15 protein-coding genes and 2 pseudogenes are annotated in these 17694 nt (G+C 37.4%); 13 read left to right on the top strand and 4 right to left on the bottom strand.

Annotation, left to right across the window (positions count from 1 at the left end; translation table 11 throughout):
• Nucleotides 1-10: 10 nt before the first annotated feature.
• The 3 genes from ACPF9A_RS13160 to aqpZ all read left to right on the top strand — a co-directional run bounded on the left by ACPF9A_RS13160 (nt 11) and on the right by aqpZ (nt 3144).
• On the top strand, nt 11-397 hold the full coding sequence (locus ACPF9A_RS13160; protein WP_423997601.1) for a tetratricopeptide repeat protein: 387 nt from the start codon (nt 11-13) through the stop codon (nt 395-397).
• A 767-nt stretch (nt 398-1164) separates the two neighbouring features.
• Nucleotides 1165-2190: a serine hydrolase domain-containing protein gene (locus tag ACPF9A_RS13155; RefSeq protein ID WP_423997599.1), complete on the top strand. Its 1026-nt coding sequence runs from the start codon at nt 1165-1167 to the stop codon at nt 2188-2190.
• A 249-nt stretch (nt 2191-2439) separates the two neighbouring features.
• On the top strand, nt 2440-3144 hold the full coding sequence (aqpZ, locus tag ACPF9A_RS13150; RefSeq protein WP_423997597.1) for an aquaporin Z: 705 nt from the start codon (nt 2440-2442) through the stop codon (nt 3142-3144).
• Nucleotides 3145-3435: 291 nt separating this feature from the next.
• On the opposite strand, the pseudogene ACPF9A_RS13145 reads toward aqpZ, so the two are convergent.
• Both ACPF9A_RS13145 and ACPF9A_RS13140 read right to left on the bottom strand, forming a co-directional pair.
• Nucleotides 3436-4584, bottom strand: a pseudogene (locus ACPF9A_RS13145) (IS91 family transposase).
• Nucleotides 4584-5189 carry a tyrosine-type recombinase/integrase gene (locus ACPF9A_RS13140; RefSeq protein ID WP_423997595.1) on the bottom strand — a complete coding sequence of 202 codons (606 nt, stop codon included), beginning with the start codon at nt 5187-5189 and terminating at the stop codon, nt 4584-4586. Before ACPF9A_RS13140 ends, ACPF9A_RS13145 begins: the two are co-directional and overlap by 1 nt.
• Nucleotides 5190-6419: 1230 nt before the next feature.
• On the opposite strand from ACPF9A_RS13140, the gene ACPF9A_RS13135 reads away from it, so the two are divergent.
• Nucleotides 6420-6848, top strand: coding sequence for a hypothetical protein (locus tag ACPF9A_RS13135; protein ID WP_423997593.1), 429 nt, complete (start codon nt 6420-6422; stop codon nt 6846-6848).
• Between the two features lie 214 nt (nt 6849-7062).
• Here ACPF9A_RS13135 and ACPF9A_RS13130 read toward each other — a convergent pair whose 3' ends face one another.
• Nucleotides 7063-8634: an IS1182 family transposase gene (locus tag ACPF9A_RS13130; protein WP_423997591.1), complete on the bottom strand. Its 1572-nt coding sequence runs from the start codon at nt 8632-8634 to the stop codon at nt 7063-7065.
• Between the two features lie 824 nt (nt 8635-9458).
• Between ACPF9A_RS13130 and ACPF9A_RS13125 the strand changes: the two genes are divergently transcribed.
• From ACPF9A_RS13125 to ACPF9A_RS13085, 9 genes and pseudogenes are all read left to right on the top strand, one after another.
• The gene (locus ACPF9A_RS13125) at nt 9459-9764 is read left to right on the top strand and encodes a hypothetical protein (protein WP_423997589.1); all 306 of its coding nucleotides are present in this window, start codon (nt 9459-9461) and stop codon (nt 9762-9764) included.
• 22 nt (nt 9765-9786) lie between these two features.
• Nucleotides 9787-10227 (top strand): annotated as a pseudogene (locus tag ACPF9A_RS13120) (reverse transcriptase domain-containing protein); the annotation flags it as partial.
• Nucleotides 10228-10410: 183 nt separating this feature from the next.
• Complete coding sequence (locus ACPF9A_RS13115) at nt 10411-10668, top strand: group II intron maturase-specific domain-containing protein (protein WP_424004475.1); 258 nt, start codon at nt 10411-10413, stop codon at nt 10666-10668.
• Nucleotides 10669-10919: 251 nt separating this feature from the next.
• Nucleotides 10920-12848, top strand: coding sequence for a carboxypeptidase-like regulatory domain-containing protein (locus ACPF9A_RS13110; RefSeq protein WP_423997587.1), 1929 nt, complete (start codon nt 10920-10922; stop codon nt 12846-12848).
• Nucleotides 12849-13793: 945 nt separating this feature from the next.
• Nucleotides 13794-13985 carry a hypothetical protein gene (locus ACPF9A_RS13105; protein ID WP_132796044.1) on the top strand — a complete coding sequence of 64 codons (192 nt, stop codon included), beginning with the start codon at nt 13794-13796 and terminating at the stop codon, nt 13983-13985.
• A complete protein-coding gene (locus ACPF9A_RS13100) occupies nt 13969-14481 on the top strand; it encodes an RNA polymerase sigma factor (protein WP_423997584.1) in 513 nt (170 codons plus the stop codon). The genes ACPF9A_RS13105 and ACPF9A_RS13100 overlap by 17 nt, the downstream gene beginning before the upstream one ends.
• Nucleotide 14482: 1 nt before the next feature.
• Complete coding sequence (locus tag ACPF9A_RS13095; protein ID WP_423997582.1) at nt 14483-15148, top strand: hypothetical protein; 666 nt, start codon at nt 14483-14485, stop codon at nt 15146-15148.
• A gap of 67 nt (nt 15149-15215) precedes the next feature.
• Entirely contained in the window at nt 15216-15599 is a 384-nt protein-coding gene (locus ACPF9A_RS13090) for a VOC family protein (protein ID WP_423997580.1), read from the top strand.
• Nucleotides 15596-16036: a DUF1801 domain-containing protein gene (locus ACPF9A_RS13085; protein ID WP_423997579.1), complete on the top strand. Its 441-nt coding sequence runs from the start codon at nt 15596-15598 to the stop codon at nt 16034-16036. The genes ACPF9A_RS13090 and ACPF9A_RS13085 overlap by 4 nt, the downstream gene beginning before the upstream one ends.
• A gap of 131 nt (nt 16037-16167) precedes the next feature.
• Here the strand turns inward: ACPF9A_RS13085 and ACPF9A_RS13080 are convergent, their stop codons facing one another.
• Nucleotides 16168-17136 (bottom strand): IS110 family transposase, encoded by a 969-nt coding sequence (locus ACPF9A_RS13080; RefSeq protein WP_423997094.1) that lies wholly within the window; start codon nt 17134-17136, stop codon nt 16168-16170.
• Nucleotides 17137-17694 lie beyond the last annotated feature (558 nt).

Here is a 17694-nt window from a genome sequence, read left to right as displayed (position 1 = left end):
CCTAACCATAATGAATAGTATTTATAAAACCATAATAACCATTTCTTGTGCGAGTATCACTTTCTGCGCTGCTGCCCAAGAAAAAGAGATGACAAAGGCCAGCGACCGATTTAATCAATTCGAATACGCAGATGCCATTAGTTCGTACGAAGAACTTGTAAAGAAGGGTTTCACAGAAGATGAAATCTACAAAAATCTGGCACAAGCGAATTATAAGAATGCCGATTATTCGACTGCAGCGGGTTGGTATGAGAAATTATATCAATTGCAAGGCGATCAAATGAACTCAGATGATTTGTATCATTATGCGCAAAGTTTAAAATCATTAGAGCGGTATGCGGAGTCAGACGCTTTAGTTGAAAAGCTGAAAGAAGATGGTCGTTTAACACGTATATAAAAAATAGCGATTTTAGTGCTTAAACAAAAGATAAATAATAAAAATAAAGGTCAGTTATAAACCGAAAAGTTAGTGCTAGAAATCCGCTACTTTTCATATGTGTGCCGAGAAAGCAATGAACGGCTGATATATTTCATTGCGAACTGTTTATAAGATGGTGGAACCGACCCACTGATGTTGTCTTGCAGGAGAGAGCATCAAACCCCCATAAGGTGCTTTGGTAAAGAGCCAAGGTATTGAGCGTTATGGAAAAGGCTGCGTCAAGAGCGTGGTCAGGTATGAATAATGGAGATGAATGCAAATGAACCTCTGATGAAGTGTCGAGAAAGTGCAACCTTCTGTCAAAAGTGTTTGAAGTATGACAAACATTACAAGTCCGGCGGTCATCTGCTTATTGGCTGGGCGGCAGGCGTCATTTAGGAGGCATGACCATTATTCGGGCTTATTTACGGAACTCGGGAACCTGTACTAAGATGCAAAGTGAAATGCACAATAGCGCAAACTAGAGGCAGAATAGCAATGCTTGGTATAGGGGCGGACTAATCCGTAGTAGTAATGAAAGTTTTGTAATGAAACTGGAGCGAAGGGATTAGCTAATTTAACGTACAATTTGCCAACTTGAAAGAGGATGAGCTATCTTTGAAAGTTAAGTTAGAAGAGCCGTATGATGGGAGACTATCACGTACGGTTCTGTGAGAGGCTCGGGGTGAAATTCCCCTTGTCTACTCGACACAAGACCGTTAGCTACCATATAAACAAATAACTGAATGACAACAAAGAACAAGCTTCATTTTTTATTAATAACCCTAATATTTGGAGTTATTTCCTGCAAAGAAATCAAACAAGAGAAATCTAAAGAAACAGAATTATCTGAAGAAATCTTGCCAAAAGAAGATAACATATTCTCTACTCTGATTTCTAAAAATGGAACAATTGTCTTTCAAGAATATTATAATGGAAAAACGAATGATAGTCTTTGTGATGTTCAATCTTTGACAAAGGGAATTATTAGCATTCTTATTGGTATAGCAATTGACAAAGAATACATTAAGAGCGTAGATGAACCCATAGAAAAGTATTTCCCGAACGAGTTTAAAAATTTAGCGGACAATAAAAAGAAAGCTATTACAATTAGGCACATCTTAAATCAAACATCTGGTCTATCTTGGAAAGGGTATTTAGAACACGAGGATTGGCTGAATAGCGAAGACCCTGTTTCTTTTGTTCTAAAAAAGGATTTGGAAAATGAACCTGGCGAAAATTATAATTACAATTCTGGAGCTACACATTTATTATCAGTAATTATAAGTAAAACCACAGGAAAGACAACTTTGGAATTTGCAAATGAAGTTCTATTCCAACCCTTGAATACAAACCTAGTGGATTGGCAAAAAAGGAATAAAGGGTATTATGATGGTAGCGGACTTGGTCTTAAAATGAAACCAATTGATTTAATGAAAATAGGTCAACTATTAGAAAAAAATGGTGTTTGGAATGGAGAGCAAATAGTATCAGAGAAATGGATTCAAAAATTATTTGATGAAAATGAAAAATCTAAAACAGAATGGGGTTTACAAAATTCCAAGCATGGGTTTTGTTGGTACAAATCTGAATTTAGAGGAAATAAAGTTGATTACGGAATGGGTTATGGCGGACAATTTATAATTATGATTCCAAATAAAGAACTGATTATTGTTACAACCCACAATCACGATACACCAAATGGAATTGAACAACAGATTGAATTCTTGAAAGGAAAATTACCAAAACTGATAGAAAAATACGGTAGCTAATAACAATGTATAAAAAACATAGGGCGTTTGTGCTTGCCGAAAGGTCTGTGAGTATTTACAAAGTCCGCTAAATATAAAATATGGCATTTATAAAAGAAAAGATAAAAGCAAAATATTTATATTTAGCTAAGTAATAAACCGAAACGTAAGTGCTTATTAACTGCCCTACGATTTCTTATACTGAACGTTAGCCATTATTAAAAAACAAACAATATAAATACATAAACAATTAAAACTAAATAGAAAATTATGAAAAAATTAGTAGCAGAATTTATCGGTACAATGTGGTTAGTATTAGGAGGATGTGGAAGTGCAGTTTTAGCTGCAGGAGTTCCTGATATAGGAATAGGACTTGTAGGAGTATCTCTTGCTTTTGGACTTACAGTATTGACAGGAGCCTATGCTTTAGGACACATTTCTGGAGGTCATTTTAACCCGGCAGTATCTGTAGGATTATGGATTGGTGGAAGATTTGACAAGAAAGATTTACTGCCTTACATTGGTTCTCAAGTATTAGGAGGAGCTTTGGGGGCGGCTATTTTATACTTAATAATTAGTAGCTCAGCCGATTTTTCTGGAGTTGGGTCAGCACCTGGTGCTTTTGCAACAAACTTTTATGATGCCAATGTATATGGAGTAAACTTTGGTGTGATAGGAGCACTAGTAACAGAAACCGTTATGACATTTATGTTCTTAATCGTAATTCTTGGTGCAACTCACAAGAATGCTTCTCCAGGTTTTGGAGGAATGGCAATTGGTTTAGCTTTAACATTAATTCACCTGATTAGTATTCCTGTAACTAATACATCTGTAAACCCAGCAAGAAGTACAGCAGTCGCGATTTTTGCTGAAGCACATGCAATGGGTCAATTATGGTTGTTTTGGGTTGCTCCAATTGTGGGTGCAGCTTTGGCAGGATTAGTTTACAAATTCATTTCATCAGAAAAAAAATAATTAAAACAATGGCTAATAACTAAGCATATGGCGCGCCGATAGGCTAGCGCTATATGACTTGTTGACTGATCCGGGGTTTGTAAATAAGGGGTAATTCGTGAAGTTTGTCTAGACCTTGGCAAGGAAGCAGGTCATTGTTATATGGTGCTACAGTTTTCTTTTTTGCAGAAAACCACATAATGAAGAAATTTTTGCTGTAAAACCCATACTCCTTTTGAGTATTTGCGTGGTTTTACCTGTTTTTCCTTCGTTTTGGGCAGTAGTATGCTAGGGCACTTTTCAGCACCATTCTTACACATTGAATTTCAATAGTTTACGTTTTATGGTCTTTTGGTAATCCTGTGGTGGGCCACGGCTATCAAAGGTTAAAAGGGTGATTAATTCCCCTTTTTTACAGCTAGGGCAAATCCTGTGCAGCGATTTCTCTGGTCTTACAAGTGTTTCAATATGTAATAAATCCTTATCCGCTACTTGCAGTTGTAAGAGCGTTAGTTTCTCCTTTTTCCAACTACTACTCAAAAACCCATAATGGCGTATTCGGGTAAATCCTTTAGGGAGTATATGGAGTTGAAAACGCCGTATAAATTCCTTGTTCGTGAGGGTCATTGTTGTTTTTTGGCCACCTTTACGATAGTCTTTTAAGCTAAAAGTTACTTCGCTTTTTTCATTATTGATATTCAATATTCGGTGGTTGCTAATCGCTATTTTATGCGTGTACCTACCCAAATATTCAATGACATGTTCCGGCCTTCAAAAAGGAGGCTTGGCATAGACCACCCACTCGTTTTTGAATAGTGTATCATATAAGGATTGCGGTAATTCTGGTAATGCCTTGCGTAATTTTGCCACAAAAAGTCCTCGGTATTTTTTGCTTATTGCTTTTACCGAAAACAGAAAATTATCCTTCCCTTTTCCCTTTTTCCAAAACCCAGCTTTTGAGACCCCTCCCTTGGGTACTATGCAATGTAAATGTGGGTGCAATTGTAAATTCTGTCCCCAGGTGTGCAAGACAGCTATCATACCCAATTTTGCGCCCAGATGCTTGGGATTGTTCCCAAAGGCAGTGAGTGTTTCCCAAACGGTATCAAACAAAATCTTATACAATACCTGAGGGTTGCGCAGTGCCACAGGATTAAGACTGTCTGGTAATGTGAAGACTACATGAAAATAGGGCACAGCAAGAAGCTCTTGCGATCTGGCTGCTATCCACTCTTGCTGCTTATGACCTTGGCAGGTAGGACAATGCCTGTTGCGACAAGAATTAAATTGTAAATGCAGCTTGTTACACTCCATACACCAGTCTAAATGTCCGCCAAGGGCTTTAGTACGACATTTACGTATGGCGTGCAGCCCTCGCGCGTTCCAACTATTATGAGTAATATCCTGCAGATGGTCTACTTCTAAATTCAGCACATCTGCCACCTTATATGTAGGATGCACTAGGGTGTAAATAAAGTATCTAGTGGACTAAACTTCATAGAGCTACCCATATTGGACACCTGTAAATACACAATGGTAGTTTCAATATGAGCGTGGCCTAGCAGTTCCTTTAGACTCATGATATTCATCCCATCTTCCAGTAAGTGGGTCGCATAGGAATGGCGAAGGGTATGTGCGGTAAATTTCTTTTGGGTGTTTACTTTAGAGCGGCATTCCTTGATAACCCATTGGATGCCCCTTGTGGTAAGAGGGCCTGCCTCCCCGTCTTTGGTAACCTGACTATTGAAAACATATTTTACGGGGTTTTCTGTCCTGAAATACGTTTTCAGGCCACGGGCAAGGTGGGGACTCAAGGGAAGATAACGGTCTACCTTTCCTTTTTGTTTTTTCACAAACACAGTCTTTCTATCAAAATCTATATCTGCTTGTAAGAGATTACAGAGTTCATAGCTGCGCAGACCACAGCCGTAGAGCATCGCTAATATCAAACGATGTTTTAAGTATTTGGGAGCCTTTAATAATTCACGAACCTCTTTTTTGTTAAGTACCAAAGGAAGGTCTTTCTGTCTTTTTATCTGTGGAAGTCTGATGCGTTTTTTATCCATCCCCATAACCTTATAGGCAGCACGAAGCCCATAGATGGTATGTTTAAAAAAGCTCTCCGAAGGGGTCTTGTGCAGGTTCTGGCAATGGTAGAGATAGTCGTTTATTTGCTCCTCATTAAGGGCCTCTGGACTACATTTGTAATAAATGGCCAGGTGTGCAAGACAGCGCAGGTAGTTGCGCAGTGTACTGATAGCTTTACCATTAATGGCAAAACTCTTTTCTAAAGTAAGGGCTAGTTCTTTAAATCTGGGGACTTCTGATAAGGCGACCTCTAAAATCGTCTTTGACTTTTTTTAAATACATCATGCTAAGATTTTAATGAACTCATTAAGATAATGTATTTTTATAATCAAACTAAAAGCTTCCGAGGCACGAGGATTAGTTCAACAGTGTATAAAAAACATAGGGCATTTGTGGCTTAATCGAAAGGTCTGTGTTTATTTACAAAGTCCGCTAAATATAAATATTTGGCATTTAGAACAAAAAGATAAAAGCAAAATATTTATATTTAGCTAAGTAATAAACCGAAACGAAAGTGCTTATCACCTGCCCTACGTTTCTTAGTGTGCCAAGAAGCAGTCATGGTAATAAACTGTGCTGCATGCTGTAATTAAGATGATGGTAGATCCATCAGAGTCGTTGTATAGGCGATGGCTCTAAACCACCTAAAGGTGCTTTGGTTAACAGCCTTGGTACTGAGCGTTTAGGAGAATCCAACCCACGAGGTTGGCAGGTATGAATAAAGGAGTTGAACGAAAGTGAACCACTGAAGAGGTGTCGAGAAGTAGGTACATCCAGTCAAAAGCTACGAAGTATGATACGGAGTTAAAACTAGTGTTTGAAAGAACATTAATCACAGGGGTAACCTATTTATTTTCTGTGGGGCTGGCGTCATTCAGGTGGCAAGAACTTTATTCGGGCTTAGTTATGGAACTTGGGAAGCTGCATATACGTGCTAAGGGAAATACACAATAGGCACAACCTAGAGGTAGAATACCAAAAGTATATGTAGTGGCGGACTCATTCGTAGTAGTGATGAAGTTTCTGTAATGGAAATGGAGCAAAGGGATGAGCTGGTTTAATACACAACCTGCCAACTTGAAAGAGGATGAGCTATCTTTGTGTATCAAGTCAGAAGAGCCGTATGATGGGAGACTATCACGTACGGTTCTGTGAGAGGCTTGGGGTGAAATTCCCCTTGTCTACTCGACTACTGAACGTTAGCATTAATGATGAAAAAAAATATTCTCTACTTATTGATTTTAACTTTAGTTTCATCTTGTTCGAATAATCAAAATAGCGGAATAGATTGTTCCCTTATTGATTGTTTTGGCGGGGACGATGTTAAGTTGACTTTTTTTGAAAACGGCGAGAACATTTTTGAAATTGAACCCAATACAGAAATTGAAATAATCCAGAATAACGAAAATGCCGATTATAGCATCAATACTTTTAGCAACGAAGTAATCATCTACTTGTACGAGAACGACCCAATTACAATAAGAATAAATAATCAAGAATTCAATATGGAAATTTCATCAACTTTCATTGAGCGTGAATGCTGCAGCGGAATTGAAGTTGATAATCTAACAATAAATGATTTAATCTTATGTGAAGATGACGATTGTGATGAAGTGATACAGATTAACGTAGATTGATTAAGCTAAAAGAAGATGGAATATACTCAAACGCAATGGTTGCGCAGATGGACTTCTTAGCTAGTTTATGAATACAACCAATCTGAACGCAAGCAAAACGTGCCAAGCAGAACGAAAATCACTAATGCTAACAATGGTAACCGTTGCACAAGTCATTAATTCCTAAAAGAAACGGATTTATACAAGCCTCTTTACGGGGCTTTTTTTTGTTCGCTCAGAAAGGGAAAGCTAATTTTGGACGGTTTAAAGAAGGACCGAACAGCAATTTAATGGCACTTTTGACAAGTGTTGCAAAAGCGGGTGTTCCTACCCCACTTTCCACAAGTTTTTGGTCGAATTTCAGGTACTTTTTCAGATTATAGGCAATGGCCGATAGGTGCATTACCTTGTTCGCCTGTTTGATCCCGATGGTATTTATCTTGCGCATGCCCATGAACTGGGTCAAGGTGCCAAATACCGGTTCTACCGTGCTCTGGCGTTTGCCCTTCATATACCTGCCTTGTTTACTGTTGACCCTGACTATGTTTCTCTGATACTCAGCTCTATAATACGTGACACTGAACTTCTTCTCTTGTGCGCTTTTACCTAGGCAACCGCTACGCATTGGGCAATCGATACAAACCTGTTTTCTAGCACGATACTCTTTCTTCTTGGTCTTAGTGCGGTAATCTAAAAATTCCTTGGTAAAGGGAATAACCTTGCCCTTTGGGCATATATAATGATCTGCTGTTTCATTATAAATGAAGTCTGTTGGCCCGCCTTTGTAAGTACCGTGGGGAGGAATGAAACTCTTTAACCCCTGGTTTTCTAAAAATGCATAATTCTCCCCGCTACTATAGCCCGTATCGGCTACGCAGTTTTCAAAAACGAAGCCTTGTTGCCATAGCCGCCTCTGTAAGCGTTGTACTATATCCTGTAATTGCTGGTTGTCCTTGCCATCGGCATGGTACGCTCTAATATCCGTTATCACATGATGTGCCGTATCTACACTCAACTGGCTAAGGTAGTTCAGCTTTCTTGCCTTGCCCGGCTTTACGCTTATCCTGGCATCGGGGTCGGTAGGGCTGTAATGTGTTTTGTTACTGGTATACTTGGCTCCCTTGTTGCCGGCACCAGGCCTTTGGTCCTGGTCCTTCGCCCACTTCTTGTTGCGTCCTTTTATCGCGGAGAGCTCATTATCGTTGGCGGTAACACTTCGTTGTCCTTTATCCGACCTGTCGCCTTTACTCTTACGGTGGGGCACTTCTCTATCCATCGAACTAAGGGCACGTACCTTTCTAAGGTGCTCGTCAAGTTCATCTTCCGGCACCTTGAGCTCCAAGGTATCCATAGAAGCGTTCGCTTTCACGGGCGCACTGTCGATCGCCTGGGTATGACCCGCGACCATCCCCTTCTCGACACACATGGCAAGGACTTTGGTGAACACTTCCTCGAATACCGACTCCGGGTAAAGTTGGCGGGTACGGCTTATGGTAGAATGCCATGGCAGCTCCTCGTCGATATCGTAGCCTATGAAATATAGAATATCCAAGCGCATGGAACAATGGTCGATAAGCTTACGGTCGCTGATGATGTTCTCCAAGTAGCCTACCAGACATAACTTGAAGAACACTACGGGGTCGATGCTCTTCTGGTCGCTCTCACCATAATAGGGACGGGTAAGCATATAAAGAAATTCCAAATCCAGGACGCCTTTCAAACGCCTGTAAAAATTGTTCTTGGGGATGCGTTCGCTCAGTTGAAATTGTGCAAAAAGCTTTTCCTGGTACTCCTTTTTTCCCTGCATACCTAAAGTTACGATCGTTCTCCCTATTGGCAATGATCACAACCCGATTTTTTCCTAACTTGTGCAACAGGCACAATGGCTATAATTAATACGGGTTTTGGTGCTTAATCCAAAGTTCTGTAATTATAACCAAGTCCGCCAAATCTTTTTGATTTGGCTTTAAAATGAAAAGGTAAAACAAAATAAAAAGTTTTGGCTAAGTGCTTAATCGGAAATTCAGTAATTATAATTCCCGTACTAACCATAGTGTGCCGAGCAAGCAACGAGCGGCAAATTACTCGTTGTGAACTGTAATTAAGATGGTGGAACCGACCCACCAATGTCGTCTTATAGGAGAAGGCGTTAAACCACCTAAAGGTGCTGTTGTTAAGATCAATGGTATTGAGCGTTTAGGAAACGGCTAGTCAAGAACTGGTCAGGTATTGATAAAAGAGATGAACGAAAGTGAACCCCTTTTGAGGTGTCGAGAAGTAGGTACACCCTGTCAAAAGCTACGAAGTATGATACGGAGTTAAAGAGTATAGCGATTACCTATTTATTGGCTATACGGCAGGCGTCATTCAGGGGGCATGAATTTTATCCAGGCTTAGTTACGGAACTCGGGAACCTGACTATAAATGCTAAGGGAAATACACAATAGGATCAACCTAGAGGTAGAATACCAAAGTTATTTTCAGGGACGGACCAACCCGTAGTAGCGTTGAAGTTTCTGTAATGGGAATGGAGCAAAGGGGTTAGGTTATACAGTTGCATTACATTTAACAACTCACTATTCGAGGATGACTTTATGCGATGAAACAAAATCAATACCTATAAGCAAAGCCATGATATGGCAAGCTTACAAGAGAGTGCGAGCCAACAAAGGAAGCGCGGGTATAGACTTGGTCAGTATCGAACAATTTGATACCGACCTGTCCGGAAACCTGTATAAGCTTTGGAACCGTATGGCATCGGGAAGCTATTTCCCCCCTCCGGTCAAAGAAGTGGAGATCCCCAAAAAGGACGGGAAAGTCCGAAAACTGGGAATACCTACTGTAGGTGACCGAATTGGACAAATGGTGGTCAAGAGGTTTTTAGAACCTCGTTTAGAGAAAGAATTTCAGTCAAAATTCATTTGGTTACAGACCTAAAAAGAGTGCGCATCAAGCACTTGAACAGGTCAGGAAAAACTGCTGGAAAACAGACTGGGTAATCGATCTGGACATTAAAGGTTTCTTTGATAACATCAATCATGACAAACTGATGCTTGCTATAGAGAGACATGTACCCGAAAGATGGGTCAAATTCTATATAGCACGTTGGCTGGCATGCCCAGTAATGACCAAATCTGGAAAACTGCTCGTAAAACAAGGAAAAGGAACTCCGCAGGGTGGTGTTATAAGCCCCTTATTGTCGAATCTCTTTCTACATTACGGTTTTGACAGATGGTTAGAACAGACTGACAGAACAGTAAGTTACACACGTTATGCCGACGATGTTATCGTAAACTGTAAAAGTCAAAAACATGCTGAACGAACACTAAAGGCTATCCAAAACAGAATGCACCGAATAGGTTTGGAGTTACATCCAGAAAAGACCAAAATTGTGTACTGTAAGGACTATCGTAGAAAAGGAAAATACCACAACGTTAAATTTGATTTTCTAGGCTATTCTTTTCAACCTAGAACTTCCAAATCTAAAAAGCGAAGTGGGCTATTTCTAGGCTTCGATTGTAGCATTAGTATAAGTTCGAGAAAACGTATTGCAGCTAAGTTAGCAGAACTTAAAGTGCATAGAATGACCTCTAATAGTATCGTAGGTATTGCCAAAATCCTCAATCCCATGATTAGGGGATGGATCAATTACTACGCGAAATTCAGGAAGTCTATGCTACACGGAGTCTTCAAACTATTAAACAATCGTTTAGTGAAATGGGCAAGAAAAAGGTATAAACGTTATAAGACTAGTATAAAACTTGCATACAAATGGTTCTTTAGAATTCAGGAACAGTTTCCTAATCTATTTTACCATTGGAAAATGGGATATACAAAGTGAAAACGTTAATTTAGATTTGTATAACAAGAGCCGTATGATGGGAGACTATCACGTACGGTTCTGTGAGAGGCTTGGGGTGAAATTCCCCTTGTCTACTCGACGCCGCGACGTTGTGCCACATTTGACAAAAAACCGCATCGTCCTGAAATAGGCTGACTTATTTTGTGTTTAATTTAACTTGAACTATAGATTTAATTAACTTTTTTTTCATCAAATTATTATACGTTTGACTTCAATATCCATCTCAATTTATGAAAAAAATCAAATTCACTATAATTGCAACTCTTCTAATTTTTGGAATTAACTATGGACAAACAACCTATCACGCTGGATTTAAAACAATAGAATTAGTAGATTCATCAAGAGTTTACAAACCAAATACGACCGAAACCGACAAACTTCATTACCGACCACTCGACTTGGATATTTGGTATCCTTCAAATGAGAAATCAAATACACAATTACGCTTTGAGGATTTATTCAGACTGCACGAAGAAAGAGCTAATAAATATCAAAATGAGAATGATTACACAGGATATTCAGACGAATTAATACTTTATTTAGCTTCTAGTTTTGGAGTAGAAGCTAAAGATGGTCAGCGTTTATTAAAAGTTAAGACTAGTAGCTTTGAAAAAATAGAACCTGCCAATGGGAAATTTCCTTTAGTGATATACATGGCAGGCTATAATGGTATGGGTTGGGAAAACTTTCGTTTATTAGAACGCTTAGCCGAAAATGGATTTATAGTGGTATCTATTTCCTCAATAGGCATCTATCCTGGCGATATGACCAATGGTTTAGCCAATACTATGGAACAGGTCTATGACGCAGAATTTGCTCTAAAAACATTAAACGCTGAAAATGAACTTAATATTGATTTCAATAACATTGGACTTCTTGGATTAAGTTGGGGAAGCATGAGTGGCGTTATTATGCTAGATAATCATCCTGAATTTAAAGCCATGGTCTCTTTAGATGGTTCTGATACTTTTTATTACGGAGATACAGATGAGGATGATGATTTTCTCACGAAAATATATGATGCAAATGTTATAAATCCTGAAAAGATAACTGCATCTTTTTTCCATATCGAAGCAGGAGATAGACTAGATGAATTCATCCCAACTGGAGAATATCATTACTTTAAAAAGGTTAATTCCTCAAAACGATACCTTCGCTTTCTGAATAGTAAACATGCAGATTTTGGTAGTATTGCTTGGGCACTAAAAACTAACGAAGAACAAATTAAAATCTCTAACGAAATAATGGAAAGTACAGTGTTATTTTATAAAAAGCACTTAAAACAAGTAAATGGATTTGATACGTTTTATAAGCAACTTTTGGAAAATAAAGATATAACTGATGAGCCTTATAAATACAGTACTGAAAAACCTAAAGAACTTATTGTTTCTGGCATAGTTCAGGACTCAAAAACGAAAGAACAGCTCGACTATGTAAATATTGGAATATTAAATAAAGGAGTTGGTACTGTTAGCAATAAGAATGGTTTATTTGAATTTAAAATATCTGAATCAAACATAAATGACACAATTAGAATTTCAATGATTGGATATAAGGCAAAAACTTTCACGGTTAAAAACCTTTTAAACAAGAAAGATGAAATTCTTATAAATTTAGATGAGGAAATATCTGAATTAAACGAAGTTGTAGTAACTGCTAAAAATTGGAAAAGAAAAGTTTTAGGTAATAAAACAAAATCAACCTTTATTGGTCATGTTTTTTATTATGAACAATTAGGGAAGGAAATGGGTATACGAATGAACTCAGGACGAAACCCAATAATTGTTGAGTCTTTTAATTTCCATATCTCATACAATAGGTTTAGTGCAAAAGCGATATTTAGATTAAATATGTACAGAATAGAAAATGGTAAACCTACTGAAAATATCATAAAAAAGAATATTTTAATATCTGTTGAACCTAAACAAACTGGTATGATTTCAACTGATTTACGAGATTATGATATTGTACTTTCAGAAGATGTTATAGCAACACTAGAATGGATTGATAGTGAGGGCGAAGTAAAACCAACAGAAGCATTGATAATTTCTGTAGGATTATTAACAGGAGGAACTTACGAACGTAGTTCAAAAGAAGCAAAAATGAAAAAGGTACTTAAAGGTATGGGGCTTGGTTTTACAATGGATGTTAAATATTAAAAAACGTGGCACAACGACGTGTATAATTAATTGCTAGGTCACTGCCGACTTACGAAAATTCCGCTGGAATTTTCTATCTGTTATTTATTTGCTAAATTAGGTGCTTAACCACGCAACTAACCATACGTGTGCCGAGAAAGCAATGAACGGCTGATATATTTCATTGCGAACTGTTTATAAGATGGTGGAACCGACCCACTGATGTTGTCTTGCAGGAGAGAGCATCAAACCCCCATAAGGTGCTTTGGTAAAGAGCCAAGGTATTGAGCGTTATGGAAAAGGCTGCGTCAAGAGCGTGGTCAGGTATGAATAATGGAGATGAATGCAAATGAACCTCTGATGAAGTGTCGAGAAAGTGCAACCTTCTGTCAAAAGTGTTTGAAGTATGACAAACATTACAAGTCCGGCGGTCATCTGCTTATTGGCTGGGCGGCAGGCGTCATTTAGGAGGCATGACCATTATTCGGGCTTATTTACGGAACTCGGGAACCTGTGTCAAGATGTGAAGCGAAATGTACAATAGCGCAAACTAGAGGCAGAATAGCAATGCTTGGTATAGGGGCGGACTAATCCGTAGTAGTAATGAAAGTTTTGTAATGAAACTGGAGCGAAGGGATTAGCTAATTTAACGTACAATTTGCCAACTTGAAAGAGGATGAGCTATCTTTGAAAGTTAAGTTAGAAGAGCCGTATGATGGGAGACTATCACGTACGGTTCTGTGAGAGGCTCGGGGTGAAATTCCCCTTGTCTACTCGACACAATCACGTTATGTGCAAGCGGTAGAAAATCCTTCAGGAATAACATCAACCTTCTTCTCTGAACTTCACTAAAAGTTTGAGCTGAATTCTTGACTGAAAATAATTTCTTCAAAAAAGTGTGATTTTGAGAACCATTGTGCGAATAATTAAGAAAAGACGAATACTTCTTAATAAAATCTAACTAAAATGGAACACAAAAACATCAGATTAATTATCGTTGTCGTTACAGCTTTTACAATACTCGCAACAGGTTGTAGCATTTCAATAACGAGAAATTATTATAGTGCAGAACCAAAAGCCCCAATAAAGACAGACAGTACAACCTATGTATTAAAATTAGGTTCTCAAACGCACAAACCGAATGATGGACAAAAATAGAACAGCCAATTTTCTTGTTATTGTTGAGAACAATAAAGGTATTCTATTTAAAGTGGCAAACTCATATTGTCGGAACAATGAAGACAGAAAAGACCTCGTTCAAGAAATTATTTTGCAATTGTGGAAATCATTTGACAGCTACAACGAAAAATTTAAATGTTCAACATGGATATACCGAATTTCCTTGAATGTAGCTATTTCGTTCTACAGGAAAGAAAGCAGTAGAAAACGGATTTCAAACCCGATTACAACAGATATTTTCGATTTTTCCGACAAAGAAATATCTGATGAAAAAGAAACCAACTTGGGAATATTGAATCATATAATTTCAGAATTAAATGATTTGAACAAAGCCCTAATGTTGCTATACCTCGAAGAAAAAAGTTACAAGGAAATTTCAGAAATCATCGGAATTACAGAAACCAATGTTGCAACTAAAATTGGCAGAATTAAAAGCATACTAAAAAAGGAATTCAATCAACTTAAAATTCAATAAAATGGAAAATATAGAACTTATAAATATTTGGAAAGAGCAAAATGTCAAAATAGAAAAAACATTGACAATTAATAAATTACTTTTAAAAGAGACTATTGGCAGAAAGGCAGAATCTACTTTAAACGGCTTGGTTAAATTAAAAACGGCAGGAATAGTAGCTTTTGTATTTTATCTTCTCATCTTAGGCTACGCCTTGTTTTATGCTATTTCAAATTATTCTTCGGCAAGTAATTATTTTATTGTTTCAGTTTCAGCAATCGCTTTGATAAATATAAAAGGGTTTGCAGACTATATTAAACATCTTGCTTGGACAAAAAATATAAATTACGATGGTAGCATAATGGAAATTCAGAAGCAATTATCAAAACTTCAACTTTCCATAATTGACCACGCTAAAATTATGTGTTTACAATTTCCCTTTTTTACAACATTTTATTTGAGTGACAATTGGTTTCCACAAAACGTAGGATTACCTTATATTATCTTTCAAATAATCCTAACAGGTAGTTTTGTTTATTTTTCCTTTTGGTTGTATAAAAATCACAAACCCGAAAACTTAAATAAAAAATGGTTTAGAATTTTAATAGCAGGTTCAGGCGGAAAATCCGTTGAAAAAGCCATTGAATTTTACAGAGAAATAGAAGAATTTGAAAAGGAAAATGGTTAAATAAAAAAAGCCAGCACATAACAATGGATCTAAAAAAAACGACACAGTAACAATTAAAATCAAGGATATGAAAAACAAATTGACACATTTTGCGATTCATATTGACGACATCGAAAGAGCAAAGAGTTTTTATGATGGAGTTTTTGATTGGGGTTTCAATTCTTATGGTCAAAACGACTTTTTGCAAATCAAAGCCGACAAGACCGAAAACGGAGAATTAATTGGAGCTTTGCAATCAAGAAAATATTCACCAGTTCCCGAAAAAATTATTGGCTTGGAATGCTCTTTTGGAGTTGAAAATATTGACGATATAATCGAAAAGGTAAAAAACAATGGCGGAAAAATATTAATGCCAAAAACACCTATTCCATATGTTGGTTGGATTGCCAAGTTTTTAGATACAGAAGGAAACTTGATTTGTGGAATGCAATACGACAATTCAGCAAGATGAAAAACTCACGCCCAATTCATCCAGACTTTCAACTCTTTTTGGACTTAAAAGACCAAGAAGTAATAGAGTTGTTTATCGATTTGCGACAATATATTTTGGAGTTATACCCTCACTGTAACGAACTCCTGTATCATACTCACGCATTGACAGCAGTTTTTTCAATCTCTGAAAAGCTATCGGACGCATTTTGTATGTTGCCAATTTATACGAATCACTTCAATTTGGGATTTAATAAAGGAACACTTTTAAAAGACCCTAACCAATTGTTGACTGGAACAGGAAAATTAATAAGACATATTGATGTTAAGAAACGAAATGATTACAGAAACCCCAGAGTGAGTTCATTAATTCAAGAAGCGATTGACTTTGCTATAAATGATATGGACAAACCGACAAAATCTATCGGAAAGACTATATCGAAAATCAAGAAAAAATAAAAGCCAGCACATAACAAAGAACTGAGGTAAAAAACAAACAAATTCTTCCTTAATTTGAGACATTATTATTCCACGCTCATAGATTCAAAAAACAGATTCTTTGAGCTTTTTTTATTCAATCTATCTTCTATTTATCTTGGCAGTATGGAAACGTAAGTTTCATCATATGGTCTACCAGATTTTGCAATAGCAAAAGACTGTTTGAGTAGTTTGTTAGCAACTGCTATCAATGCCAATTTCTTGCTCTTACCCTTGTTCACGATTCGCTCATAAACTTCCTTGCAAGCCTTGTTGTGTTTACACGCATTAAAAGAACATAGAAACAGTAGATTACGAAGCTTTCTATTGCCGACCTTACTTATTCGCGCACGACCTCTTACACTGCTCCCAGACTCTCGTATCGTTGGGGTAATACCAACGTAACTACAAAGCTGTGATGCTGTTTCGAATTTGCTAAAACCATCCGTTACAACTATCAGGAACAAGGCGGTCTTCTGCCCTATACCTGGTATTGACATCAATAAGGTCAATTGTTCTTGTTGATCCTCTTTCACCAATGACAAAATCTTTGATTCGATAGCGGCTACCTCTTTATTGAGCTGTTTCTTGTTACGTATCAAGGAACGATAAACAAACTTTGAGGGTATACCTAAAACTGCTTCACCATGTATCTTGTTCTTGGTTGCCGTTCGTTGCTTTAAATAGGTATCCAATAACCGGAACAACTGTAGACACTCACTCTGGGTATCCGTCAAAGCATTGTAAATAGGAACCTCGTTGATAAGGGCATACTCACATATAGCCTTGGCATCGCTCTTGTCCGTTTTTACCTTGGCAAGTTTCATTTGAATGAACCGCTTTATAGATAATGGGTTTACTACTGAAACTATTACTCCATTTTTGTAAAGAAACTGTGCAAGTCTGTAATGATAATAACCGGTAGCTTCCATAACGACCAATGAACCTTTGGGTAATTCCTTAAGGTATTTCTTGAACCCCGTTTCATCGTTCTTATACTGGTCGTGACCTTTGTTACTACCATGTACATCAAAGACATCTTTACTAATGTCAACTCCAAAAGTTTCTTTATATTTATTCATAAGAAATGTTTTATGAAAGAACCGGCTACTTCTGCTCACAACAACTTGAAAACGAGATCTAAAGTCTCACAGAACTGAACGTGATTTAAGTAGTAAAAGAGAGAGGATTATCAATGTTGTCGAAGTCTGAAGCTTCACCGTATATAGTAACCTTAATTCTCTCTTTTGTTCTTTCTAATTATATAAACAATTTACTGAGAATCAAACTTAAGACGTGTATAAAACATAGCTATTATAGGCTTTCCGAGAGGTTTTTGTATATTTACAAAGTACGCCAAATTTTTTATTTGGTTATATTTAAAAAAGAAAATTAAACATAAAAATAAAAAATTCGGCTCGTGTTAAATCCGAAAAGTTAGCGTTTATTTATACGCTACGTTTCATAGTGTGCCAAGAAGCAGTCATGGTAATAAACTGTGCTGCATGCTGTAATTAAGATGATGGTAGATCCATCAGAGTCGTTGTATAGGCGATGGCTCTAAACCACCTAAAGGTGCTTTGGTTAACAGCCTTGGTACTGAGCGTTTAGGAGAATCCAACCCACGAGGTTGGCAGGTA

The organism is Maribacter sp. IgM3_T14_3 (assembly GCF_049603095.1).
Lineage (GTDB): Bacteria > Bacteroidota > Bacteroidia > Flavobacteriales > Flavobacteriaceae > Maribacter.
The sequence above is the reverse complement of the archived record's forward strand: the minus strand, read 5'-3'. Positions and strand labels throughout refer to the sequence as shown.